Genomic DNA, 22773 nt, shown 5'->3' with positions numbered 1-22773 from the left:
CCGACCCCGCGACAGTGACTTCGGGAGAACTCACCCTCCACGTTCCCGACCCCGCCGAACGCGAGAATCTGGCGGCCTTCCTGACCCACGCGCTGCGCCTGGATCCGGCGGCGGTGGTCCGGCTGCGCCGCCGCGGTGACCGGTACGTATCGGCCTGGGCCGGAACCGGTTTCGAGGCGCTCGCGGTGCGCACCGTGGTCGCCACCCTGGGGATGGACGACGTGACCGTCGCCGGTGATGTCGTCCGCTCCGGTTTGCACGGCCCGGATTCGGCGGCGCCCTTCGCGCTCGGCTACGCCATGGATTCGGCGTGGCGTACCGCGCTGCCGCCCGAATCGGGTTTCGTGCACGTGGACGATGTGCCCGCGCGGATGCTCGTCGAACTCGCCGAGCGCGGTGCGGAATTGGCGCAGGAGCACGGCAGCGGGCACGGCCCGCCCGCCTCGCTGCTCGATCAGACGGTGCTGACGGTGTCCGGTGGCGGGCAGGAGATCACCGTTCCCATGCGCGTGGTATTCGCGCTCACCGCAATGGATTTCATTCCGCACGGCGGTGAGAAGCCCGATTCGCGCCGCATCTCGGTCGACGAGATAGTCCGGGTGCGGGCCGCGCCGACCTGGCTGCGCCTGGACGCCCGCTACGGCTCGGTGGCCCGCCGGCGCGGCTCGGGGCTGTCGCTGTTCACCAACTGACACGGCGCCCGCCCGCCGCGGTACCGGAATTTCCTTGGCGGGCACCGTTTTTCCGTTATTCGGGTATTCGCCCCGCCCGGGAAGCCTCATAACCGGCGGCAAATCCCAACGGGGGTGCGCATTGTGCGCGGGCGTGCTGAAATCTAGCCATGACAAACCCCAAGCCCCCGACCTGGGCTGTTCTGGTTGTCCTGGCCGGCGCGGCCGCCGTAGCCCTCTCCGCGCTCTTCGTGGTGGTCATCGCGGTGACCTCCGACACCCTGCCGCTGCTTGTCCCCGGAGTCGCCGCGCTCGCGCTGGCCGGGTGGGTCGGTCAGCGCGGTCTGCAGATGCGGGCCCGCAGCACCGCCGACTGACGGCGAGATGAATGCCATTGCGCGGCTGCCGATTCGGGGTATGCCGCGTATTCGGCGCGCGCCGACCGAGTCGATTCAGTGCACGCCGAGGAAGCGCAGCCCGGCCGTGACGAACGCGGCGGCCAGGATGACCACGAGCAGCGGCGCCCGCCGCCACGCCAGGGCGGTCGCGACGAGCACGCCCGCGGGCAGCGCGAAGCCGATCTCGGTGTGGCGCGCGGGCATCAGCGTCGTGACCACCAGGGCGGTCAACAGGACGACCGAGGCGATCTCGAGCAGCTTCACCACCCGCGGCGAGACCTTGACCCGGTTGCGCAGGGCGGGACCGGCGAAGCGGAAAGCGAAGGTGCCCAGCGCAAGTGCGAACGCGCCGAGCAGCAGGGCCTTGGTCACACCCGCCTCCCGGAGTCGGTGACCGGGATGTTGTTCGAAAGCCTGTTGTCCGAAGGCTCGTCGTTCGTGGCTCCGCTGTCGGGGACCGCGCCGTCCGGCGCGGCCCGGCGCGCCACCAGCAGCACCGCGATCAGGGCCAGCAGCACCGGCAGCCCCGCGCCGAGGAAGGGCGTGGTGAGCGCGGCGACCACCGCGCCCGCGAGCGCGGCGGTGCGGGTGAGGGGATCGCGCAGCGCGGGCAGCACCAGGGTGATCAGCACCGCTGGGAAGACCGCGTCCAAACCGAAGGCGTTGGGATCCGGCACCACCGAGCCCAGGGCCGCGCCGATCGCCGCGCCCAGCGGCCAGGCGGCCACGACGGCCAGCCCGCACGCCCAGTACGCGGCCCGCCTGCGCGGTCGATCGGGTTGCGCCAGGGCCATGGCGACGGATTCGTCGTTCATGACGTGGGTGCCGATCAGTCGCCGCCAGCCGGTGCCGACCACGTCGGGGACCGACAGGCCGTACGGCACGTGCCTGGCGTTGACCAGCAGGCCGGCCAGCACCGCGGCGACGAGCCCGCCGCCCGCGGTGATGATGCCGATGAACACGAACTCCGACCCGCCCGCGACCACCGCCACGCTGAGCAGGATGGGTAGCCAGGCGGGGAGTCCGGCGGTGACGGCGTTCGCCCCGTAGGAGACGCCGATCATGGCGACGGCCAGGCAGATCGCCGCGATACCGGTGAGCGCACCCCGATCCAGTGTTCGCCATATCGAACGCATGTCGTCTATATTGAACGCATCGGGCTCGGTTAGTCAAAGCGGAATCGGTCGCGGCGGGTACTGTGTGTATCCGTCATGACGCAGTCCCAGAACCCGTCGCCGGAACCGAGCCACCCCCAGCCGCCGCAGCAGACGATCGCCGCCGCACTGCGCCGCGAGCGCACCCGGGCCGGGCTCTCGCTGACCGAGGTCGCGCGCCGCGCCGGGATAGCGAAATCCACACTGTCGCAGCTGGAATCGGGCGCGGGCAATCCGAGCATCGAGACACTGTGGGCGCTGTGTGTCGCGCTGGACATTCAGTTCTCCCGGCTGCTGGACCCGCCGAGCCCGCAGGTTCAGGTGATCCGGGCGGGCGAGGGCGCGATCCTGGCCTCGTCCCAGGCAGAGTATCGGACGACCCTGCTGGCGGCCTCGCCGCCGAGCGCGCGCCGCGACATGTACCGGGTCACCGCCGAACCCGGGCACCCCCGGGATTCGGACCCGCACTCGCACGGCGTGGTCGAGCACATGGTGATCGGCGCGGGCCGGGCCATGGTCGGACCCGCCGAGGCTCCCGTGGAACTGCGACCCGGGGACTACATCTGCTACCCGGGTGACCGCCCGCACGTCTTCGAGGCGCTCGAGCCCGGTACCTGGGCGCTGCTGATCAGCGAATACAGCTGATCAGGCGGCGCCCTCGCCGAGATATTGCAACCAGGTCGGGTCCAATTCCGAACTCGCCGAGAGCAATCGCCAGTGCGGGCCCTTCGGGGAGACCAGCTGGTGATGCAGGGTCCACCCGATCTCGCTGAGCAGCTTGTCCGCCTTGCGATGGTTGCACGGGGCGCACGAGGCGACGCAGTTCTCCCAGGTGTGCGGCCCGCCGCGGCTGCGCGGAATGACATGGTCGATGGTCTCGGCCTTCGCGCCGCAGTACGCGCAGCGATATCGATCGCGATGCATGAGCGCCGCGCGGGTCATGGGCACCCGGGCGCGATAGGGGACGTGCACGTAGTTACGTAGTCGAATGACCGAGGGGAGCGCCACCGAGGTGCCGGCGGAATGCACGACCGGGCCTTCGGGATTGTCGTGCACGGTCTGGGCCTTGTCGCAGATCAGCAGGACGATCGCGCGGCGCGCGGACAGTGCGGTGAGCGGCTCGTAGGTGGCGTTGAGCAGCAGGACGCGGCTCTTGGACCACACCGCGACGGGCGGGGCGTCGGACGGGCGATGCGCGGAATGCGCGCCGGGATACGAATGGTCGGACAAGATGTGCAGCGGAGTAGCCCCCGAGCCACGATTGTGGACGTCGGCGGGCTGGAGTTGTCGATGCGTGCGCGCCTCGTGCCGGGCGCCGTGCCGCTGCTTCATTGGGCATACCCCGAGTTCGTATTCGTCCGATGGTGTGGTATCTCGGCAGACTGCCACCCAGTTGACCATGGAATCCGGCGGATTGCACGGTGATTTCGCACATTGTCGGGCACAAACGGATGAACGGCCCGTGACAATCCGGAATGCGCCGCTCACCGGCGCGGAAGCGGCCCGTCCGGGCGGTTTGCACGACCGGTGCGCGGGGTGCGCACGGCACCCACAGCCCGCCCCGGCGCGGCCGCGAAGTGGACACTGCACAATGGATGCCGTGACTGGCGAGCAGACAGCGACATCGTTCTATGAGGCCGTGGGCGGCGCGGAGACCTTCGATCGGCTGGTCTCGGTCTTCTACCGGGAGGTCGCCCAGGATGAACTGCTGCGCCCGCTCTACCCGGAGGAGGATCTCGGTCCCGCCGAGCGCCGGTTGCGCCTGTTCCTCGAGCAGTACTGGGGCGGTCCGCGGACCTACGGCGAGGAGCGCGGGCACCCGCGCCTGCGCATGCGGCACCATCCGTTCAAGGTCGGTCCGCTCGAGCGGGACGCGTGGCTGCGCGCCATGCACATCGCGGTCGCCGAGATCGAACCCGAACTGCTCGACGCGCCGCATCGCAAACAGCTGCTGGACTACTTCGAGATGGCCGCCAATTCGCTCATGAACTCGCCCTTCTGAATTCGTCACGCAGAACTCACACGCTCCCACAGCTTTCCGGTAAGGCGTCTCGTCCGCTGATCATTTGCTGAATCTGGACAAGTGTCGCCGACGCGCCTCCAACAACGCCGGGCTTTGGCACCATTACGGCTGTGAACGAGAACTCCGCCGCCGTGCCCCCCGACCTATCGCCGCCGGCGGCGCCGTGGTGGCGATCGGCGGTGTTCTACCAGGTGTATCCGCGCTCGTTCGCCGATTCGAACGCCGACGGCACGGGTGACCTGGGCGGATTGCGCGAGAAGCTGGGATATCTGGAACTGCTCGGGGTGGACGCGCTGTGGATCTGCCCGGTCATGCTCTCGCCCATGGCCGATGGCGGGTACGACGTCGCCGATCCGCGTGACATCGATCCGCTCTTCGGCGGTCTCGCGGCCATGGACGCGGTCCTCGCCGAGGCCCACGATCGCGGGCTGCGGGTGACGATGGACCTGGTGCCCAATCACACCAGCGATCAACATCTCTGGTTCCAGCAGGCGCTACACGCCCCGCCCGGCAGTCCCGAACGCGCCCGCTACATTTTTCGCGACGGCCGCGGCCCGGAAGGCGCGGAGCCGCCCAACAATTGGCCGAGTATTTTCGGCGGACCGGCCTGGACCCGCGTCATCGAATCCGACGGCCTGCCCGGTCAGTGGTATCTGCACATCTTCGCCCCCGAACAGCCCGATCTGAATTGGGAAAACCCGGAGGTGGCAGCGGATTTCGAAGAGACCATCAGATTCTGGCTGGCGCGCGGGGTCGACGGATTCCGGATCGACGTCGCGCACGGTATGGCCAAACCCGCGGGTCTCCCCGATATGGCGTATCCGCAGGGACAGTTCGACGGAGACACCCTGGTGGTGCACGACGACGGCGATCCGCGCTTCAACGATCCCGGCGTGCACGCCATTCACCGCCGATTACGCACGATCATGGATCAGTATCCGGACACGGTCGCCATCGGTGAAGTCTGGGTGGACGACAATGTGCGCTTCGGCGAGTACGTCAGACCCGACGAACTCCACCTCGCCTTCAATTTCCGATTGGCCGAAGCGCCTTTTCGGCCGGATCGAATTCGCGCGGCCATCGACAATTCGCTGCGCGCGGTGGACGCGGTCGGCGCGAGCCCGACCTGGACCCTGTCCAATCACGATGTCGAACGCGAGGTCACCCGCTACGGCGGTGGCGCGACCGGTCAGGCCCGCGCTCGCGCCATGATTCTGCTGGAGCTGGCGCTACCCGGCGCGGTATTCGTCTACAACGGAGCCGAATTGGGCCTGCCCAATATCGACGATCTGCCCGAGTCCGCGCTGCGGGATCCGACCTGGGAGCGCTCCGGGCACACCCGGCGCGGCCGGGACGGCTGCCGGGTGCCGCTGCCGTGGGAGGGACAGCGGCCGCCGTTCGGATTCACCGCGGGAGAGCCGTGGCTGCCGATGCCGGCGCAATGGTCCGCGCTCACCGTGGAGAAACAGCTGGAGCGCCTGGATTCGATGTTGTCGCTGTATCGGATGGCCATCGAATTGCGCGGCGCCCGCCCGGAATTCGGCGGGCCCGGGCTCGAGTGGTACGCGAGCCCGCCGGGCTGTCTGGCATTCCGGCGGGACGGCGGGCTGCTGTGTGTGCTCAATGCCACGGAATCGCCGATTCTGCTGCCCGCGGGCGACGTGCTCCTCACCAGCACACCGATTAGAGCTGGAAAACTTCCGGCTAACTCGACGGCCTGGCTTGTCTGAGTCGAATTCCGGCGACACGGGCGTGTGCATGCTCACCGGTCGGTGATGTCGATCCGGGCATCCATTACCGTTGGGCTGTGAGCATTCTCCAGACAGTGCTGATCTACGTCGGCATCCCGCTTGCGATCTATCTGGTGATCGCCGGATTGTCGTTCCTCGGTAAGCCGCTGCCCGGTAAGAAGCCGGACCCCTTCGTGCTCGGCGCGAAGTGGACCCAGCCGCCGGTGCTGTGGAGCGCGACCGATGAAGTGACCGGATCCGGTCATCACGACACCGCAGACTCGTCGCATGGCAACCATGCGGCTATCGACTCCGCGCACGCGGACCTGATCGGAGGCCGGGCAAGTGGCAAGTTCTAATTGGCCCGCGGTGAACGAGGCCGACCTACCGCACGGCTGGGTGCTGACGCCCAGCGGTCGCGTGTCCGGCGTACACGAGGCCGGTGACGTGTTCAGTGAGGTGCCCTTCACCGATCACGATCGCCTGCTGATCGACAACGCGCTCACCGATGCCACCCGGTCCACCAAGGTGCGCTTCAACATCTACATCGGCGACCTCGGCGCGGATTCCGCCGCGGGAGCCGACGCGATCTTCCCGGGTACCCCCGAGGCCGCCCGCTCGGTCCTGATCGCCGTGGATCCGAACACCAACTCCGTCGAGGTCCGCTCCGGCGCCGATGTCGCCGACCGCGCCAACGACCGGATCTGCCAGCTGGGCGCGACCGCCGCGCTGACCCCCTTCCGCCAGGGTGAGCTGATCGACGGCCTGGTGGCCGCCGTCCGCAACATGGCCGCCCACATCGGCAGGTAGCCGTACCGCCTCCCCGGATATTCAGCGCACGGCTGTGGAGCCGTGCGCTGATTTGTACGCGTGGTGCGGTCGGGTGTCCGATCTGCTGTGAGCAGAACGGGGAGTGGGGGTGGGGGCGGGGCAATTACGCTCGGACCATGTCCGAGTTGCCGCGTCTTCATTCCATTCCCGGTGGGCGTCAGGGAGAGGGGCGTGCGCCGCAGGCGGCGCGTAGCGCCCGGCGACCCGGGGTCCGGCCGTTGCGGTCGGCGCCGGGGCCCGAACGGGCGGGCGAGCCTGCGGGCGGGCGCGAACCGCTCTGGCGGGAGGTGCTGGGGGAGAGGTTGCGGGCGCTGCGGCTCGATCAGGGGGAGAAGCTCACCGAGACCGCGGGGCGGGCCGGAATCTCACCGCAGTACCTCTCGGAGGTCGAGCGCGGGCGCAAGGAGCCGTCCAGCGAGATGATCGCGGCGCTGGCGGGCGCCCTGGGCACCACGCTCGGGCACCTCACCTCGCAGGTGGCGGCGGATCTGCTGCGGCAGCAGCGGACTCGGATGCCGATCTCCGGGCCGGTCCTGATGGTGGCCTGACCCGGAGTCCGGTCGGTCACTCGCGCGGGCCGAGCACCTGGTCCACCAGGCCGTAGTCCAGCGCGGCCTGCGCGGTGAACACGCGGTCGCGATCGGTGTCGCGGCGCAGCGTCTCGGGGGTCTGGCCGGTGTGCGCGGACAGGATCGTCTCGATCTCGGCGCGGATGCGCACCACCTCCTCGGCCTGCAGAATCAGATCCGGAATCGTGCCGCGGCCCTGGGTCGCGGGCTGGTGCAACACGATTCGGGCGTGCGGCAGCATCATGCGCCGGCCGGGCGCGCCACCGGCCAGCAGCACCGCGCCGACCGCGATGGCCTGGCCCACGCAGGTGGTCACTACCGGCGAGGAGATGTGCTGCATGGTGTCGTAGACCGCGAGCATGGCCGACAGGTCGCCGCCCTCGCAATTGATGTAGAGGTTGATCTCGTGCCCGGGACTCTCGGCGTCCAGGTGCAGCAGCTGGGCGATGAGCGCGTTGGCGACCCCGGAATCGATGGGCGTGCCCAGGTAGACGATGCGCTCGACCAGCAGGTGCGAGTAGACGTCCATGATGCGCTCGCCTCGCGGATGCTGGGCGATGACATTCGGAATGGTGTAGCTGCTCATGAGATTCCCACCTTGTTGCGCTGCGGAACGACCTGCCAGAACGAGTCGACGATCGCGTCGATGAAGCCGTACTCCTTGGCCTGCGGAGCGGTGAACCAGCGATCGTGCAGCGAGTCCTCGTAGATCTGGTCGTACGGCTGCCCGGTGTCCGAGGCGATCAGCCCGAGCACGGTCTGCACGGTGTGGCGCAGGTCGTCGGCCTGCACCTGCACTTCGACCGCGCTGCCGCCGATACCCGCCGAGCCCTGGTGCATCAGGATGCGGGCGTGCGGGAGGGCGAAGCGCCTACCCGGCGTCCCCGAGGACAGCAGGAATTGCCCGGCGCTGCACGCCAATCCGAGCGCCAGCGTGGACACCTCGCACGGCACCAGCCGCATGACGTCGCGAATGGCGAGCATGGCGGGAACCGACCCGCCCGGCGAGTGGATCCACAGTGAGATCCCCGCCTCCGGATCCTCCGCGGCCAGGGTGAGCATCTGCGTCATGAGCAGGGCCCCGTTGTCGTCGTCCAGCGGTCCGTCCAGCACCAGAATCCGCCGCCCGAAAAGCTGTTCCCGTGTGCGCCAGTTGAAGCTCGGCGTCTTCTCCTCGTGTGCCATGGCTCCACCGTGCCCGGCCCGCACCGGGTTTCGCGCCCCACGCTGCCCACAGCGGATCCGCTCACAGCAGCGTGCGGCTCGGGCGCAGGTCATCGCGGTTTGCGAACGGCCGCAGCCCCTCTCGCCGACGGCGAAAGGGGCTGCGGTTCGGGTGTTGCTACTGCCGGTCGAAGGCCCGGGCGCGCAGCGAGCGCTCGATCCCGGCCTTGCCCTCGATCACCAGGCGGCGCAGCGAGGACGGGTGGTCGGCGGCCAGGAACTTGTCCGCGATGGCGACCGCTTCCTCGCTGATGGCCCAGTGCGGGTAGAGCCCGACCACGACGGTCTGGGCGACCTCGCTCGAGCGGCGCTCCCACACCGAGGGGATCTCGGCGAAGTACCGCTCGACGTACGGGGTCAGCAGGTGCGCCTGACCCACCGGCGCGAAGCCGGTGACGATGGCGCGCGCGGTGATGTTCGGCACCGAGTCGTCGTCCATGACCGTGGCCCACGCCTGCGCCTTGACCGGGATCTGCGGGCGGGCGGTGGCGGCCGCGGCGGCCTGGCGGCGACCGGCGGCGGTGGGGTCGCGCTCCAGTTCGGCATCGATGACCGGGGTCTGCTCGCCGTCGGCGTCGATGTCGCCGGCCGCGGCCAGGGCCTGGATGAGCCGCCAGCGCAGGTCGGTGTCCACGGTCAGGCCGGGCAGCCCGGCGGTCTCGGGATCGGCCTCGAGGACCTGGCGCAGTGCCTCGATGTGCCGCACCGACAGGTGCGCCCCGGTCAGGGCGTTGACGAACGCCAGCTGCTCGTCCGAACCGGGCGCGGCGGCCCGGGCCAGCTGCAGCAAACGATCGGCGAATTCGGGCCAGCCGGTTTCGACGGCCCAGTTCGGATCGGCGTACGCGGACAGCGCGGTGTGCGCCTGCATGAGCAGCCGCTGCACCACGCCGATCTCGGTCTCCGCGCCGACGCCGCTCTGCACCAGCGCCACGAAATCGCGGGCCTTCATCTCGGCCTGGCGGGTCATCTCCCAGGCGGCCGACCAGCACAGCGTGCGCGGCAGCGGTTCGGCGATGTCGGCGATGCGATCGACGACGGTCCCGAGCGAGGCCGGATCCAGCCGGACCGAGCAGTAGGTGAGATCGTCGTCGTTCACCAGCGCCAGCTTGCCCGCCGCGACCCCGACGAGCTCGGGAACCTCGGTGCGCTCGGCCGGGTCGATGTCGAGCTCGACGCGCTTGGTGCGCAACAGCTTTCCGTCGCGGTCGTCGTAGATGCCGATGGCCAGGCGGTGCGTGCGGCGCTCGCCCGCGCCCGGCTCCGCGCCGTCCTGCACGACAGTGAAGGAGGCGTAGTTGCCGTCCGCGTCCACGGTGAACTCGGGCCGCAGGATGTTCAGGCCGGTGGTCTTGAGCCACTGCGCGCCCCAGTCGGACAGATCACGGCCCGACGCCTTCTCCAGCGCGCCCACCAGATCGTCGAAAGTCGCGTTGCCGTAGGCGTGTTCGGTGAAGTAGTCACGCAGGCCCGCCAGGAACGGCTCCTGACCCACGTAGGCCACCAGCTGCTTGAGCACCGAAGCGCCCTTGGCGTAGGTGATTCCGTCGAAGTTCACCTCGACCGCGTGCAGATCGGGGATGTCGGCGGCGATCGGGTGGGTAGAGGGCAGCTGATCCTGCCGGTACGCCCAGGACTTCTCGACGTTGGCGAAAGTGGTCCAGGCATTGGTGTATTCGGTGGCGCTCACCTGGCACAGCACCGAGGCGAAGGTCGCGAACGACTCGTTCAGCCACAGGTCGTCCCACCACTTCATGGTGACCAGATCGCCGAACCACATGTGCGCCATCTCGTGCAGCACGGTCTCGCAGCGGCGCTCGTAGGACGCGCGAGTCACCTTGGAGCGGAACACATAGTCTTCGAGGAAGGTGACCGCGCCCGCGTTCTCCATGGCGCCCGCGTTGAACTCGGGCACGAACAGCTGGTCGTACTTGCCGAAGGCGTACGGCACGCCGAAGTTCTCGTGGTAGAAGCCGAAACCCTGCTTGGTCTCGGTGAAAAGCCGCTCGTGGTCCATGAATTCGGCCAGCGAGGCGCGGCAGTAGATGCCCAGCGGGATCTCCCCGTGCCCGTCGCTGAAGCTGTCGGTCCACTTGGCGTACGGGCCGGCGATCAGCGCGACCAGGTAGGTGCTCATGCGCGGGGTGGTCGCGAAGGTGTGCTCGACGACCGCGCCGACGGTGCGGGTGCCTGCGACAGCGCCGTTGGAGATGACCTCCCAGTCCTGCGGCGCGGTGGCGACCACGTCGTAGGTGGCCTTGAGGTCGGGCTGATCGAAGCAGGCGAACATCCGCTTGGCGTCGGCGGTTTCGAACTGCGAGTACAGATAGACCCGGTTGTCGGTCGGGTCGACGAACCGGTGCAGGCCCTCGCCGGTGTGGGAGTACTCGCAGTCGGCCTCAATGACGAGTTCGTTGCGCTCGGCCAGGCCGGGCAGGGTCAGGCCGAGCGATTCGTCGTAGCCGGTGACATCGAGCGCCACGCCGTTGAGCACGGCCGAGCGAATGCCCGCGCCCACGAAATCGATGAAGGTCTGCGCGCCCGGGGTGGCGGTGAAGGTCACCGTCGAGCGCGAGAAGAACAGATCACTGGTCGCGGCCTCGGCGCTGGTCGGCTGCCCGGTCAGATCCAGTTCGACACGGTAGTTCTCCACCTGGACCGTCGCGGCGCGTTCGATCGCCTGTTCGCGGGTGAGGTTCGGTGCGGACAAGGGGGCTCCTTCGCTCTCGGAAGCTGTGCGATGCGGACGACCGCGCGGGTCCTGCCGCACCGTTCGCGGGCAGCGCTGCCCGCCGTGATGCCGTGCGCCCGCGACCCGGCCCGAGCGGTCGGGAACAATTCTCCACTCGTTGCCCGGCAGCGGCGCGACCTTGCCCACAATGCCACGACCGGCGATCCGGTGGCGGCCACACGCTCGGGTTTTCGCCCTCGGTAGGGTGTGTGACGGCAGCACGTCTACGAGGAGGACCGTTGAAGCACATCCACGCCGGCAAGGTGCGCGATCTGTACGAGGACGGCGATTCGCTGATCCTGGTCGCCTCCGATCGCGTGTCGGTGTACGACGTGGTGCTGCCCACCCCGATCCCGGGCAAGGGCGCCATGCTCACCCAGCTGTCGAACTGGTGGTTCGAGTTCTTCGGCGACGTGCCCAACCACATCCTGTCCACCACCGACGTGCCCGCGGAGTTCGCCGGGCGCGGGGTGCGGGTCAAGCCGCTGAAGATGCTGAAGGTCGAATGCGTCGCACGCGGCTACCTGACCGGCGGCGGACTGGCCGAGTACAACCGGACCGGCACCGTCTCGGGCATCGCGCTGCCGCCCGGCCTGCGTGACGGCGACAAGCTGCCCGAGCCGATCTTCACCCCGTCCACCAAGGCCGACGTCGGGCACGACGAGCCCATCTCCTTCGCCGACGTGGTGAACCAGGAGGGCCGGGAGCTGGCCGAGCGGCTGCGCGATCTGACCCTCGACATCTACACGCGCGGCGCGGATCACGCCGCCGAGCGCGGCGTGATCATCGCCGACACGAAGATCGAACTCGGTTGGGACGGTGACGTTCTCACCCTCGGCGACGAGGTCCTGACCTCGGACTCCTCGCGCTTCTGGCCCGCCGACGACTACGAGCCGGGCCGCCCCCAGGCCTCGTTCGACAAGCAGTTCGTCCGCGACTGGTCGACCTCCACCGGCTGGAACAAGGAGTACCCCGGCCCGGAGATTCCGGCCGACGTCGTCGAGGTCACCCGCCAGAAGTACGCGCAGGCCTACGAACTGATCACCGGGACGGCCTGGAAGCCGCTCGACTGATCACGATCGGCCGTCAGGCCGGGACGCGATCGGCCGCGAGGAACTCCTCGACGAATCCCGCGGCGGCGGACTCGAACTCGCGGAAGTGCGCGGCCTTCGCGTCGCCCGCTATCGCGTCGCCGATCGACAGGTTGCCCTCGGCGTCCAGGCGCTGCGGACGCTCCTCGGCATCGGGGAGCAGGCCGACGCGGGAGTCGGAAAAGCCGCAGTAGTAGGCGATTCCGGTGCTGAGCTGGGCGTCCAGGGCCTCGGTCATGGCGGGGATGATGTTGTCGTCGGAGGTGGCCCCGGCCAGGGCGAGCCACAGGATCCGCTTGCCCGCCAGGCGCGGCTTGCTGCGGCCGTAGGCGAAGCCGTAGTTCCAGGCCCGGTCGATCCAGCCCTTGAGCAGGGCGGGCGGGCCCATCCAGTAGACGGGGAAGGCGACGACGACGATGTCGGCGGCCAGGATGCGGCGCATCTGCGCCTCGGTCTCCGCGGAGTAGACCTTCTCGCGATTGCCCCAGTCGGGTTGATCGGCGGTGATCATGCGCGGGTCGTAGCCCTCGGCGGTCAGGTCCAGCAGATCGACCGCGTACCCCTGCGATTCCAGTTGTCGCACAGTGCGATTGCCGATGTGCGCGGTCAGCGAATCCGGGCGGTGGTGGGACACCACGACGAGGGCGGTGCGACGGGCATTCGGGGCGTCGGTGTTCGACACGATTGTCTCCTCGGGGCTCTGCGATCTCGTGATGGTCGCCGTGTCTGCGATGTGCTCCGGCGACGCATTCAGTACATCCCGTCCGGCGTGGACGATCCATGGGTGAGAAGCTCGCATCGATAGGAATTCGTCTACGCTGAGTTCGTGGATCCCCTGAGTTCTCTGTTGAGCGGAATCCGAGCCGAAGGGTCGGTCGTCACGCACGCGGTACTGCGGGCGCCCTGGACCATTCGCTTCCCGGATCGCGCGCCGCTGACCATGATCAGCGTCTTCCGCGGCGGCGGGACGATCCTGCTCGAGGACGGCTCACGCACCCCCGTGACGGCCGGTGACACCGCCGTCGTGCGCGGCGCGGAACTCTTCTACCTCGCCGATCAACCCGACTGCGACGGCACACCGCACACCGAGTACGAGATCGCGTGCTTCGGCCCGGCCGCCGATCCGTCCGGCTGCGGGGCCGAGGAACTGAGCGGAATCCGCTGGGGCGCTGGGCCGGCGGAGGCCACCGCGCTGATCGTCGGCGCCTATCGCACCTCCAGCCGCAGGCACGAACGACTGCTGCGGGCGCTGCCGCCGGTGCTGGTGGTCGGCGAGGAAACCGCGGTCTGTCCCTGGCTCGAGGTGGCCGCCGTCGAAGCCGCCCAGAAGAGCGCGGGATCGCAGGCGCTGATGGACCGGCTGCTGGACTGGGCGCTGGTGTGCGCCCTGCGGCTCTGGTTCGACAACGCGGGCGAGACCGCCCCCGGCTGGTTCCGCGGCCTGTCCGACCCGGTGGTGGCCCCGGCGCTGGAAGCCGTGCACACCCGCCCCGGTGACACCTGGACCGTGGCTCGCCTGGCCGCCGAATCCGGGGTGTCCCGAGCGCTTTTCGCGAAGCGCTTCAGCGCGGTCATGGGCCGCCCGCCCCTGACCTACCTCACCGAGTTCCGGATGGACGAGGCCGAGGAACTGCTGGCCGAGTCCGACCTGACCGTCGCCCAGGTGGCCAAACGCGTGGGCTACGCGGACGCCTTCGGCTTCAGCGCCGCCTTCAAGCGCCACAAGGGGTTGAGCCCCACGGCGTTTCGCGCGGCGGCCGCGTGAACGCCGCTCGCGCGGTGTGTGGTCGCTATCACGTTGTGCCGGTGTCTAATTCAGCTCGCGCAGGTGTGCGGCGCGCAGGGTGAGGTAGTCGCGTTCGGGAATGCTCGTGGTGCGGCGTGCGGCGGCGAGGTACGCGGCGATCGCGGCGTCGTGGTCACCGGCCATCTCGTACAGGTGACCGCGCACCGCGTCGAGGCGATGCGAGCCCGCGAGCGACTGTTCCAGCGTGGCGGCCAGTTCCAGGCCCGCCTCGGGACCGTGCACCATGGCGTTGGCCACCGCGCGGTTCAGGGTCACCATCGGGCCGGGGGCCACGCGTTCGAGTGCGTTGTACAGCAGCAGGATTCGTTCCCAGTCGGTGTCCTGCGGGCGCAGCGCCTGCGCGTGCAGCACCGCGATGGCGGCCTGGATCCGATACTGCCCGAGCAGTCCGCCCGCGACCGAGGCCGAGGCCAGCCGCACCCCCTCGATGATCATGTTGCGATCCCACAGCCCCCGATCCTGCTCGGTCAGCGGAATGAGTTCGCCGTGCGGCCCCGTCCGCGCGGCGCGGCGCGCGTCGGTGAGCAGCAGCAGCGCCAGCAGTCCGGTCACCTCGTGATCCTCGGGGAGCAGCCGATGCAGCTCGCGCGCGAGCCGGATCGCCTCCACCGCGAGATCGTTGCGCCGCAACCGCGGACCGGCGGCCGAATGTCCCTCGGTGAAGATCAGGTACAGCACCCGCAGCACGGCCCCGAGCCGCTCCCGCCACGCGTCGGGGTACGCGCCGTCGGCCGTCACGGTGACGGATCCGGTTGCACCGGAACCATTCCGGGCACTCGCCGTGTTCCCGGGAAGCGTCGCCGCGGTCGACCCGCGCGCGGGCCGCTGTCCGGCGGCACCGTCGCCCGGCATGGCGAACGGGCGCTCCAGCGCCGCCAGCCGTTTCTTCGCCCGCGAAATACGCTGCGCCATGGTGCTTTCCGGCAGCAGGAACGCCCGCGCGATCTCCTCGGTGGTGAGCCCGCCGACCGCGCGCAGGGTGAGCGCGGTCGCGCTGGCGGGGGACAGCGCCGGATGACAGCACAGGAAGAACAGTGTGAGCGTGTCGTCCCGATCGGCCTCGGGCCCGGGGTCGGCGGGCGGCACATCGCCCAGCGCGCTGGTGGTTTCGCGCGTGCGCCGCGCGGCCTCCGCCCGGATCGCGTCGACCAGCCGCCGCTGCCCGACCTGGATCAGCCAGCCCCGCGGATTGTCCGGAACCCCCTCCGCCGGCCACTGGGTGGCGGCCGCGAGCAGCGCCTCCTGCAGCGCGTCCTCGGCCGCGTCGAAATCCCCGTACCGGCGCGCGAGCACGCCGAGGACCTGCGGTGCGAGCGCCCGCAGCAGATCCTCGGTGTCACGGTCGAGCGCCGGGGTCACCCGCCGATTCTCCCGGGAACGTCGTCGGGGCGCACTCCGGGGCCGGGCGGGCCGAACCGGCCGAGCGGCATCCGGGATCGGGCGGTCGCCGCCGGCCCGCGGCGCCCGGCTCGGGATCCGGCCCGCGCGTCCACTCGGTGAATCGTGTTGCCGGACCCGCGGATCGTGCGGTCGGGCGATGCGGGAGCGGTGTTCCGCGGTGGCGCGGTGTTCACGCGTCGATCACCGGCGCGCTCATGACGGCCCGCACCTCGATGTACTCGCCGATCGGCTTGCCGCCGGGACCCGGTGCGGCCGAAGCCCGGGCCGCGATCTCCACCGCGCGCTCGGGGCTCTCCACATCGACGATCCAGTAGCCCGCGAGGAATTCCTTGGTCTCGGCGAACGGCCCGTCGGTGACCATGGGCGCCGACCGCCCGTCCGAGCTCACGATGCGGGCCTCCTCCGGACCGGCCAGGCCCCGCGCGTCGACCAGTTCGCCGGATTTGGCCAACTCCTCACCGAGAACGCGCTGGAAGTCGATGTGGGCGGCGATCTCGTCCATGCTCCACTGCTCCATCGGGGTGTCGCAGTGCGCGGCGCCGCCGCCGTAGGTCTTGATCAGCATGTACTTCATGGTGTCCTCCGTGTTCGCCGGGCGCCGGGGTGGCGCTCGCACAGATAGGTCGACGCCGCGAACGAGATCTCGACGTATCTCTACGCGAATATCGCGAGCATGCCCCGCGAGCGCGGCCACCGCGAATCGGTCAGAGCGGTACGGTGGTGTCGGCCAGACGGTCCGGGTCGGCGGGATCGCCGCTCAGGATCAATTCCTTGATGCGGTCGGTCACGTCCCACACGTTCACGTTCATGCCCGCGAGCACCCGATTACCGGAATCGAGCCAGAACGCCACGAATTCGCGGGCATCGACATCACCGCGCACCACGACGCGGCTCTCCTGTGCGCGCGCGACGTACCCCGTGTACTCCATGCCGAGGTCGTACTGATCGGTGAAGAAGTACGGCAGCCGGTCGTAGACCGCGGGCCTGCCGAGCATGGTCGCGGCCGCCACCGCGGGCTGGTTGAGCGCATTGGCCCAGTGCTCCACACGAATTCGCCGCCCGAGCACCGGATGCTGCTGATCGGCGATGTCGCCCACCGCCACGATGTCGGGATCGCTGGTGGCCAGGCTCTCGTCCACCAGGACGCCGCCCGCGGTGGCCAGCCCGGCGTCCACCGCGAGTTCGATGTTGGGCCGGGCGCCCACCGCCACCAGCACCGCGTCGGCCTCGACGACCGAGTCGTCGCCGAGCCGCACCCCGGTCGCCCGCCCGCCTCGCGTGGTGATCTCCGCGACCCGTACATCGGTGCGCAGATCCACCCCGTGCGCCCGGTGCAGCGCGGCGAAGACCTCGCCCATGTCGGTACCGAGCACCGTGCGCAGGGGGGTGGACAGCGATTCCAGCACGGTGACCTCGAGTCCGGCCGCGCGCGCGGCCGCGGTGACCTCGAGCCCGATCCAGCCCGCGCCGATCACCACCAATCGTCGTGCCGCGCCGAACATCTCGAGCAGCGCCTCCGAGTCGGGCGCGGTGCGCAGGGTGTACACCCCGGCGGCGTCCGCGCCCGGCACCGGGAGCCGGCGCGGCCGCGAGCCAGTGGCCAGCGCCAGTTTGTCGTACGGCAGTGTCGTGCCGTCCGGCAGCTCGATGGTCTTGGTGGCCCGGTCGATGCCGGTGACGGTGGTGCCGAGCAGCACCTCGACATGGTGATCGCGATACCACTGCGCGGGCTCGACCACCGTCTCCGCGGTCGTCTTCTTGCCCAGCAGGCAGTCCTTGGACAGCGGGGGCCGCTCGTACGGGAGCCGTTCCTCCCCGCAGACGAGGGTGACGCTGCCGTCGAAATCGTTGGCGCGCAAAGCCTGTGCGAGCTTGGCGGCGGCCAGTCCGCCGCCTGCGATGATGAACCCGGGTGCCGTGGTCATGGGGTGACCTCCCTGCGCCGCACATCCGCGGTCGCCGACGACGAGGTTGACAACCGACCCTATCGCGCGGTGCGTACCGGCCGGAGGAAATATCGGCAAGATTGTGCGTTGTTACCCATCACGGACAGCCGTGCCGGCTGCGAAAACGCTCTGCGAAAGGGACTACCCAGTGAGTGACACCAAGAAGGACCGGGTCGATTTCTGGTTCGACCCGCTGTGCCCGTGGTGCTGGATCACCTCCCGCTGGATCCTCGAGGTCGAGCAGGTCCGCGACATCGACGTGAACTTCCACGTCATGAGCCTGGCCGTGCTCAACGAGGGCCGCGATCTGCCCGAGAACTACGCCGAGCTCATGAAGACCGCCTGGGGCCCGGTGCGGGTGGCCATCGCCGCCGCGCAGGCCCAGGGCGACAAGGTGCTGTCCGGTTTCTACACCGCGCTGGGCACCCGCATCCACGATCGCCGCGCCGACTACGAGACGCGGGAGAACTTCCTGTCGGTCATCGTCGACGAGGCGCTGGCCGAGGTGGGCCTGCCCGCCGAGCTCGCCGCGGCCGCCGAGAGCGGCGACTACGACGAGGCGCTGCGCGTCTCCCATCACGCCGGTATGGACAAGGTCGGCCCGGATGTCGGCACGCCCACCATCCACGTGAACGGGGTGGCGTTCTTCGGCCCGGTGCTCTCGCGCATTCCGCGCGGTGAGGTCGCGGGCACGGTGTGGGACGGCGTGGTCGCGCTGGCGTCCTACCCGCACTTCTTCGAGCTCAAGCGCACCCGGACCGAAGACCCCGTCTTCGACTGATCGCTCAGTTGCCGCGGCCCGGAGGGTAATTCGGCGGCTGCTCGCCGTATCCGGGCCGCGGGTACGGCGGGTACTCGCCGTAGGGCCGGGGCGGCTCGGTGAACCCGCCGGCCGGTTGCGGCGGTTCGGTGAAGCCGCCGCCGAGCGGCCGCGGGGGTTCGGTGAAGCCGCCGCCCAGCGGACGCGGGGTGTCGGGGAACCCGCCCCCGTACGGACCGGGCCGCGCGCCGCCCGGGGGCGCGATCGGCGGATCCGGGCGCAGGAAGAGCTTCCCGTGCCTGCTGCGATCGCGCAGCGCCCACATGCGCCAGGTCAGCACCGGGTGACTGGACAGCGCGTTCACGATCCAGACCCAGAAGCCCCTCTCCTGCGCGGCGCGATCGGCCATCTCGTCGAAGCCGGTGATGCTGTTGAGGTACTTGCCCGCCGCGAGCGTGCGCATGGCCCCCGAGGCGCCCTCGTGCCGGAAGCAGTAGCCGTAGTTGTCGGCCGTGTACTCCTGCGAGCGGATCAGCGAGTTGCCCAGGAACGGCAGGAACGGCACCAGGAACATGCCGAACTGCCGCCAGTACGAGACGTGCCCTGCGGCGATGTGGCCGACCTCGTGGCCGATGATGAACGCCAGCGCGTCGGGATGCCGTGCCGCGCCGCCGACTTCGAACAGATCGCTGTAGACCGCCACGTAGCGGCGGAACCCGTGCCCGGAGGCGAAGGCGTTGATCTGCCCGTTGCCGAGCACGACGAACGCGTCGGGCGCCTTGGCCATACCGAGTCGCTCGGCGGCCTCCTGCACCAGGCGATAGCCCTCGGGGAACTGCGTCGGTGACATCTTCACGCCGTTGACCCGCATGGTCGCGTAGTTCATACCGCGCCCGATCCACAGGATCGCGGGCGCGAACACCAGGATCAGCACGTACTGGTTCCACTCGCCGAACACGAACATCAGCAGCGCGAAGATGTACGCGAACGCGGTGGCCAGCACCACGATCACCAGCAGCGGGATCTCCCAGCTGTGCCGCGCGGGCATGCCGAAAGGCGAGAGACCCCAGCGGCCGTCGTTCGGCGGCACGCGCGGCGGGGTGTATCCGGCCTGCGGGGCCCAGCCGGGCGGGCCGACGCGCGGATCCCAACCGGCCATGCCGGTGGCGGGATTCCAAGCGGGGTGCGGGTGGGAACCCGTCGGCGGGTACACCGGATGGGCGCCGGTCGGCGGGTGCACCGGATGGCTGCCGGTCGGCGGGTGCGCCGCGTGCGCGGCGCCCGGCGGCGGCGGAATCGGATGTCCCCCGGGCGGGGACTGCGTGGGACCGCCGGTGGCGGGCGGTGATTCGCGATGCACGACCGGCGGGGGCAGTTCGGGATACCGCTGACCGGGCGGGCGGGGCGGCTGCGGCAGATCGGCGGGCCGCTCCGGTTTGCCGATGTCGACGGGCCGCGGCGGCTCGGAGTCCGCGGGCCCGGAGTCGGCGGCGGGCACCGCGTGCTCGGCCCCGTCGGCCGGTCGCTCGGCGGTGTTCTCGGGTCCCCCCACGGAGCCCTCGGCAGGTGTCGGCCCCGGTGTTGCGTTCGGCGGCTGCGACTGATCGTCGGACGTCATGAGGTGAACTCTATTCAGTTGTCGCACACGCGCTACCGCCCGGCGGATTATGGCGCGCGCCGGGCGGTTTCGAACGGCTCGAATTCGGGGCCGGAATGGCGGCCCCGAACTTCTCGGCCGGCCGTGCGGTGCGCTATCGGGCGGGCTCGGGCCGCGGCGGCGACCATTGTGCGGCGGGCGGAGCCGGGATGGACCGCGGCGGGGAAGGACGCAGGAAGAGTTTCCCGTGCCTGCTGCGATCGCGCAGCGCCCACATGCGCCAGGTGTGCACCGGGTGGCTGGCCTGCGCGTTGGTGAGCCAGACGAAGAAACCGGTTTCGGTGAACGCGCGATCGGCCATTTCATCGAAACCGACCAGAACATTCAGGTATTTGCCGCCGGCGAAGGTCGTCATGGTCGGGGCCGCGCCGGTGTAGCTGTAGGCGTATCCGTGATTGTCGGCGGTGTATTCCTGTGAGCGGCTCAACGCCGGGCCGAGGAAGGGAATGAATTGCATGAGAATGGTGCCGAGCTGGCGCCAGTAGGAGGTGTGCCCGGCGGCGATATGGCCGACCTCGTGACCGATGACGAACGCCAGGGCCTCGGGTTGCCTTGCGCGCCCGCCGATCTCGAACAGATCGCTGTACACCGCGACGTAGCGGCGGAACCCGTGCCCGGCCGCGAAGGCGTTGAGCTGACCGTTGCCCATGATCACGTAGGCGTTCGGCGGCTGCTTCATGCCGAAGCGCGCCGCGGCCTCGGCCACCATGCGGTACGCCTCGGGGAACTGCGTCGGTGACATCTTCACCCCGTACACCCGGGCCTGCGCCCACTGCGATCCGCGCACGAACCAGATCACGATCGGCGCGAACGCCAGCAGGCCCAGATACACGTTGTCGGTGCCCTTGACCACCGCGTACAGCGAGAACGGGTAGGCGAAGACGGTCAGCAGCACCACGATCACCAGCAGCGGGATCTCGCAGCTGTGCCGCGCGGGCCTGCCGAACGGCGACAGGTCGCGCACACGCGGATCCTTCGGCAGCACCGGCGGAATGCGCTGCGGCCGGGTCTCGTCCTTCTCCGCCGGGCCCCAGCCGGGCGGCCCGGTCTGCGGGTCCCACCCGCCGAGACCGGTCACCGGGTTCCACCCCGCGCGCTCGGCGGTGCGACTCGCGCCCGACGCCAGGGGAGTGGACGTCGATGCGGGGGAATCGGTTTCGTGTTCGTCATAGCGCATGGCGCACCTTCGATTCGAGGGCCGGGTAAACGGGGCGCGGGCCCGCGGCCGGGGGTGCCGCGGGCTACGTGCGCACCCTGTTATTCGGGGTTTCGATCAGTCCGCGTTAATGGGTTCGATCCGTTCGATGAAGTGGGAATGTTCGGCTTCATCGAGCCACCGCCTTGCGGTGATGGCGTTGACCGCGTGCGCGGCCTACCCGTGGCCGTGCGATTGCCCAGGCGTGCACGCACGGCCGGGTCTGACATCGCTTCCAGCGGGCAACTCCCGACGCGACTCGCCGGTGTCGGCCGCGAGCGCGGCCAAATTCAGTGCGGCATTGAGATCCCGATCCAGGACCGCACCGCACGCCCCACACCTGTACTCCCGCTCGGACAGGGCCAGTTTGGTTTTCACTGCGCCGCATCCCGAGCAGGTCTTGCTGGAGGGGAACCGTCGGTCGGCCACAACCACGCGCACCCCGGCACGCTCGGCCTTGTAGGTGAGCTGACGGCGAATCTCGGCCCAGTTCGCGCCTGCGATATGTCTTGCCAGCCGTCGATTCTTCAGCATCCCGGCCACATTCAAATCCTCGATGACCAGCACATCAGCTTCTTGCACCAACCTGGTGGTCAACTGGTGGGAGTCGTTGCGACGCAGGTTTGCCACCCGGGTGTGCAGCCGGTCGGCTCGCGAGCGCGCTGTGCGCCAACGATGCGAGGGGTCGACGCCGTTTCGCCGGTCCGGTCCGCGACGGCGCGCGCAAGCGCGACCGGCCCGCCGCAACCTGGCCAGTTCTTTCTCGAGATGCCTGGCGTTGCTTACTCGTTCGCCAGTGGAGAGCGCGGCCAAAGTCGCTATTCCCAGGTCCACTCCGATCACGCGCCCGCCACTCCTCGGAGTGGGTACCGTCTCGCTCATCTGTACCGAGAACGAGATGTGCCAGCGCCCGCGCTGATACGACAGTGTGGCCGAGCGAATGCGGGCGCTCCCAGCTTCGACCCGGCGGGCGAGCTTGCGGGTGGATTCGGAAGTACGGATCTCCCCTATGACGGGAAGTCGCACGTGCCGGCGATCCGCACCGAGACCGAATGAGCCGGTAGTGAATCGGCACGAGAGCCGAGATCGGTGTTTGGTCTTGAACCGAGGCATCCGCGCGCGGCCCGCTCGATGATTGATCAGCGCGGCAGCCAGATTCGCGCACCCGCTGGCGTAGGACTCTTTCGAGTTTCCCGCCCACCACGGTGCGACCTCGCCCTTGGCTCGATTCCACGCTTTGCGCAGACCATACGCGGAGGTGTCGAGCCACGGAGTTCGATCCGCGGCACCGATGCCGTACGACTCCTCGGCCCGGCGCTGATTCCAGTTCGCTAATACCTGTGCCAAGCACCAGTTGTAAGCCACTCGCACCGCCCCGCAATGCGAGCGCAACACCTCGGCCTGCCGATCGGTCGGGGTGAGTGCGAACATGTATGCCCGGATCACGGCCCGCCCCGACGCGCTCACCGCCCCGGATTCGCTCACGTGTTCGATGGTAGGGGGTCGGTTTGCGACACGGAAGCCCTCGACTACGCGACGCGCGACTGTTCCAAACCCCCGGTGCGGCGGGTGTTCGCGGCCTGAC

Annotated in this window: 23 protein-coding genes and 1 pseudogene; 11 read left to right on the top strand and 13 right to left on the bottom strand. The window is 69.5% G+C overall.

The genetic code is table 11. The annotated features are described in order from the left end of the window. Positions 1-14 precede the first annotated feature (14 nt). Together ACWDOP_RS35495 and ACWDOP_RS35490 are read left to right on the top strand one after the other, a co-directional pair. Positions 15-692, top strand: a complete 678-nt coding sequence (locus tag ACWDOP_RS35495; protein ID WP_456348562.1) for a hypothetical protein — start codon at positions 15-17, stop codon at positions 690-692. A gap of 149 nt (positions 693-841) precedes the next feature. Beyond that, complete coding sequence (locus tag ACWDOP_RS35490; RefSeq protein ID WP_454208865.1) at positions 842-1048, top strand: hypothetical protein; 207 nt, start codon at positions 842-844, stop codon at positions 1046-1048. A gap of 75 nt (positions 1049-1123) precedes the next feature. On the opposite strand, the gene ACWDOP_RS35485 is transcribed toward ACWDOP_RS35490, so the two are convergent. Together ACWDOP_RS35485 and ACWDOP_RS35480 are read right to left on the bottom strand one after the other, a co-directional pair. Next, positions 1124-1441: an AzlD domain-containing protein gene (locus ACWDOP_RS35485; protein WP_454208864.1), complete on the bottom strand. Its 318-nt coding sequence runs from the start codon at positions 1439-1441 to the stop codon at positions 1124-1126. Continuing rightward, positions 1438-2205 carry an AzlC family ABC transporter permease gene (locus ACWDOP_RS35480; protein ID WP_456348561.1) on the bottom strand — a complete coding sequence of 256 codons (768 nt, stop codon included), beginning with the start codon at positions 2203-2205 and terminating at the stop codon, positions 1438-1440. The genes ACWDOP_RS35485 and ACWDOP_RS35480 overlap by 4 nt, the downstream gene beginning before the upstream one ends. A gap of 75 nt (positions 2206-2280) precedes the next feature. On the opposite strand from ACWDOP_RS35480, the gene ACWDOP_RS35475 reads away from it, so the two are divergent. Continuing rightward, a complete protein-coding gene (locus ACWDOP_RS35475) occupies positions 2281-2868 on the top strand; it encodes a helix-turn-helix domain-containing protein (RefSeq protein ID WP_456348560.1) in 588 nt (195 codons plus the stop codon). On the opposite strand, the gene ACWDOP_RS35470 is transcribed toward ACWDOP_RS35475, so the two are convergent. Next, a complete protein-coding gene (locus ACWDOP_RS35470; protein ID WP_454208861.1) occupies positions 2869-3555 on the bottom strand; it encodes an HNH endonuclease in 687 nt (228 codons plus the stop codon). It abuts the gene before it with no gap. 259 nt (positions 3556-3814) lie between these two features. Here ACWDOP_RS35470 and ACWDOP_RS35465 point away from each other — a divergent pair, with 259 nt between their 5' ends. The 5 genes from ACWDOP_RS35465 to ACWDOP_RS35445 all read left to right on the top strand — a co-directional run bounded on the left by ACWDOP_RS35465 (position 3815) and on the right by ACWDOP_RS35445 (position 7355). Then, positions 3815-4225, top strand: a complete 411-nt coding sequence (locus ACWDOP_RS35465; protein WP_456348559.1) for a globin — start codon at positions 3815-3817, stop codon at positions 4223-4225. Positions 4226-4356: 131 nt separating this feature from the next. Then, entirely contained in the window at positions 4357-5976 is a 1620-nt protein-coding gene (locus ACWDOP_RS35460) for a glycoside hydrolase family 13 protein (RefSeq protein ID WP_456348558.1), read from the top strand. A gap of 77 nt (positions 5977-6053) precedes the next feature. Further along, entirely contained in the window at positions 6054-6335 is a 282-nt protein-coding gene (gene ctaJ, locus ACWDOP_RS35455; protein WP_454208858.1) for an aa3-type cytochrome oxidase subunit CtaJ, read from the top strand. Further along, on the top strand, positions 6322-6786 hold the full coding sequence (locus tag ACWDOP_RS35450; protein WP_456348557.1) for a DUF5130 family protein: 465 nt from the start codon (positions 6322-6324) through the stop codon (positions 6784-6786). The genes ctaJ and ACWDOP_RS35450 overlap by 14 nt, the downstream gene beginning before the upstream one ends. Before the next feature lie 239 nt (positions 6787-7025). After that, positions 7026-7355, top strand: coding sequence for a helix-turn-helix domain-containing protein (locus ACWDOP_RS35445; RefSeq protein WP_456348556.1), 330 nt, complete (start codon positions 7026-7028; stop codon positions 7353-7355). Positions 7356-7371: 16 nt separating this feature from the next. Here ACWDOP_RS35445 and ACWDOP_RS35440 read toward each other — a convergent pair whose 3' ends face one another. From ACWDOP_RS35440 to pepN, 3 genes are all read right to left on the bottom strand, one after another. Next, positions 7372-7962, bottom strand: a complete 591-nt coding sequence (locus tag ACWDOP_RS35440) for a ClpP family protease (protein ID WP_454208855.1) — start codon at positions 7960-7962, stop codon at positions 7372-7374. Further along, positions 7959-8561: a ClpP family protease gene (locus ACWDOP_RS35435; RefSeq protein ID WP_456348555.1), complete on the bottom strand. Its 603-nt coding sequence runs from the start codon at positions 8559-8561 to the stop codon at positions 7959-7961. Before ACWDOP_RS35435 ends, ACWDOP_RS35440 begins: the two co-directional genes overlap by 4 nt. Before the next feature lie 157 nt (positions 8562-8718). Next, entirely contained in the window at positions 8719-11310 is a 2592-nt protein-coding gene (pepN, locus tag ACWDOP_RS35430) for an aminopeptidase N (RefSeq protein ID WP_456348554.1), read from the bottom strand. A gap of 260 nt (positions 11311-11570) precedes the next feature. On the opposite strand from pepN, the gene ACWDOP_RS35425 reads away from it, so the two are divergent. After that, complete coding sequence (locus ACWDOP_RS35425; protein WP_454208852.1) at positions 11571-12404, top strand: phosphoribosylaminoimidazolesuccinocarboxamide synthase; 834 nt, start codon at positions 11571-11573, stop codon at positions 12402-12404. A gap of 13 nt (positions 12405-12417) precedes the next feature. On the opposite strand, the gene ACWDOP_RS35420 is transcribed toward ACWDOP_RS35425, so the two are convergent. Further along, a complete protein-coding gene (locus ACWDOP_RS35420; protein ID WP_456348553.1) occupies positions 12418-13104 on the bottom strand; it encodes an NAD(P)H-dependent oxidoreductase in 687 nt (228 codons plus the stop codon). A 144-nt stretch (positions 13105-13248) separates the two neighbouring features. Between ACWDOP_RS35420 and ACWDOP_RS35415 the strand changes: the two genes are divergently transcribed. Then, complete coding sequence (locus ACWDOP_RS35415; RefSeq protein WP_456348552.1) at positions 13249-14187, top strand: AraC family transcriptional regulator; 939 nt, start codon at positions 13249-13251, stop codon at positions 14185-14187. Positions 14188-14232: 45 nt separating this feature from the next. Here ACWDOP_RS35415 and ACWDOP_RS35410 read toward each other — a convergent pair whose 3' ends face one another. The 3 genes from ACWDOP_RS35410 to ACWDOP_RS35400 form a co-directional block, all read right to left on the bottom strand. Then, complete coding sequence (locus ACWDOP_RS35410) at positions 14233-15588, bottom strand: RNA polymerase sigma factor (protein ID WP_456348551.1); 1356 nt, start codon at positions 15586-15588, stop codon at positions 14233-14235. Positions 15589-15799: 211 nt separating this feature from the next. After that, positions 15800-16204, bottom strand: a complete 405-nt coding sequence (locus ACWDOP_RS35405) for a YciI family protein (RefSeq protein ID WP_456348550.1) — start codon at positions 16202-16204, stop codon at positions 15800-15802. A gap of 130 nt (positions 16205-16334) precedes the next feature. After that, a complete protein-coding gene (locus ACWDOP_RS35400; RefSeq protein WP_456348549.1) occupies positions 16335-17555 on the bottom strand; it encodes an NAD(P)/FAD-dependent oxidoreductase in 1221 nt (406 codons plus the stop codon). 169 nt (positions 17556-17724) lie between these two features. On the opposite strand from ACWDOP_RS35400, the gene ACWDOP_RS35395 reads away from it, so the two are divergent. Further along, complete coding sequence (locus tag ACWDOP_RS35395) at positions 17725-18357, top strand: DsbA family protein (RefSeq protein WP_454208845.1); 633 nt, start codon at positions 17725-17727, stop codon at positions 18355-18357. A 154-nt stretch (positions 18358-18511) separates the two neighbouring features. Here the strand turns inward: ACWDOP_RS35395 and ACWDOP_RS35390 are convergent. From ACWDOP_RS35390 to tnpB, 3 genes and pseudogenes are all read right to left on the bottom strand, one after another. Then, a pseudogene (locus ACWDOP_RS35390) lies at positions 18512-19384 on the bottom strand (M48 family metallopeptidase); the annotation flags it as partial. Between the two features lie 703 nt (positions 19385-20087). Continuing rightward, positions 20088-21170, bottom strand: coding sequence for a M48 family metallopeptidase (locus ACWDOP_RS35385; RefSeq protein ID WP_456348548.1), 1083 nt, complete (start codon positions 21168-21170; stop codon positions 20088-20090). Between the two features lie 195 nt (positions 21171-21365). After that, entirely contained in the window at positions 21366-22673 is a 1308-nt protein-coding gene (tnpB, locus tag ACWDOP_RS35380; protein WP_456348547.1) for an IS607 family element RNA-guided endonuclease TnpB, read from the bottom strand. Positions 22674-22773: the final 100 nt, after the last annotated feature.

This window comes from Nocardia sp. NPDC003693 (genome assembly GCF_053981095.1).
This window is presented reverse-complemented; position numbering and strand designations above follow the sequence as displayed.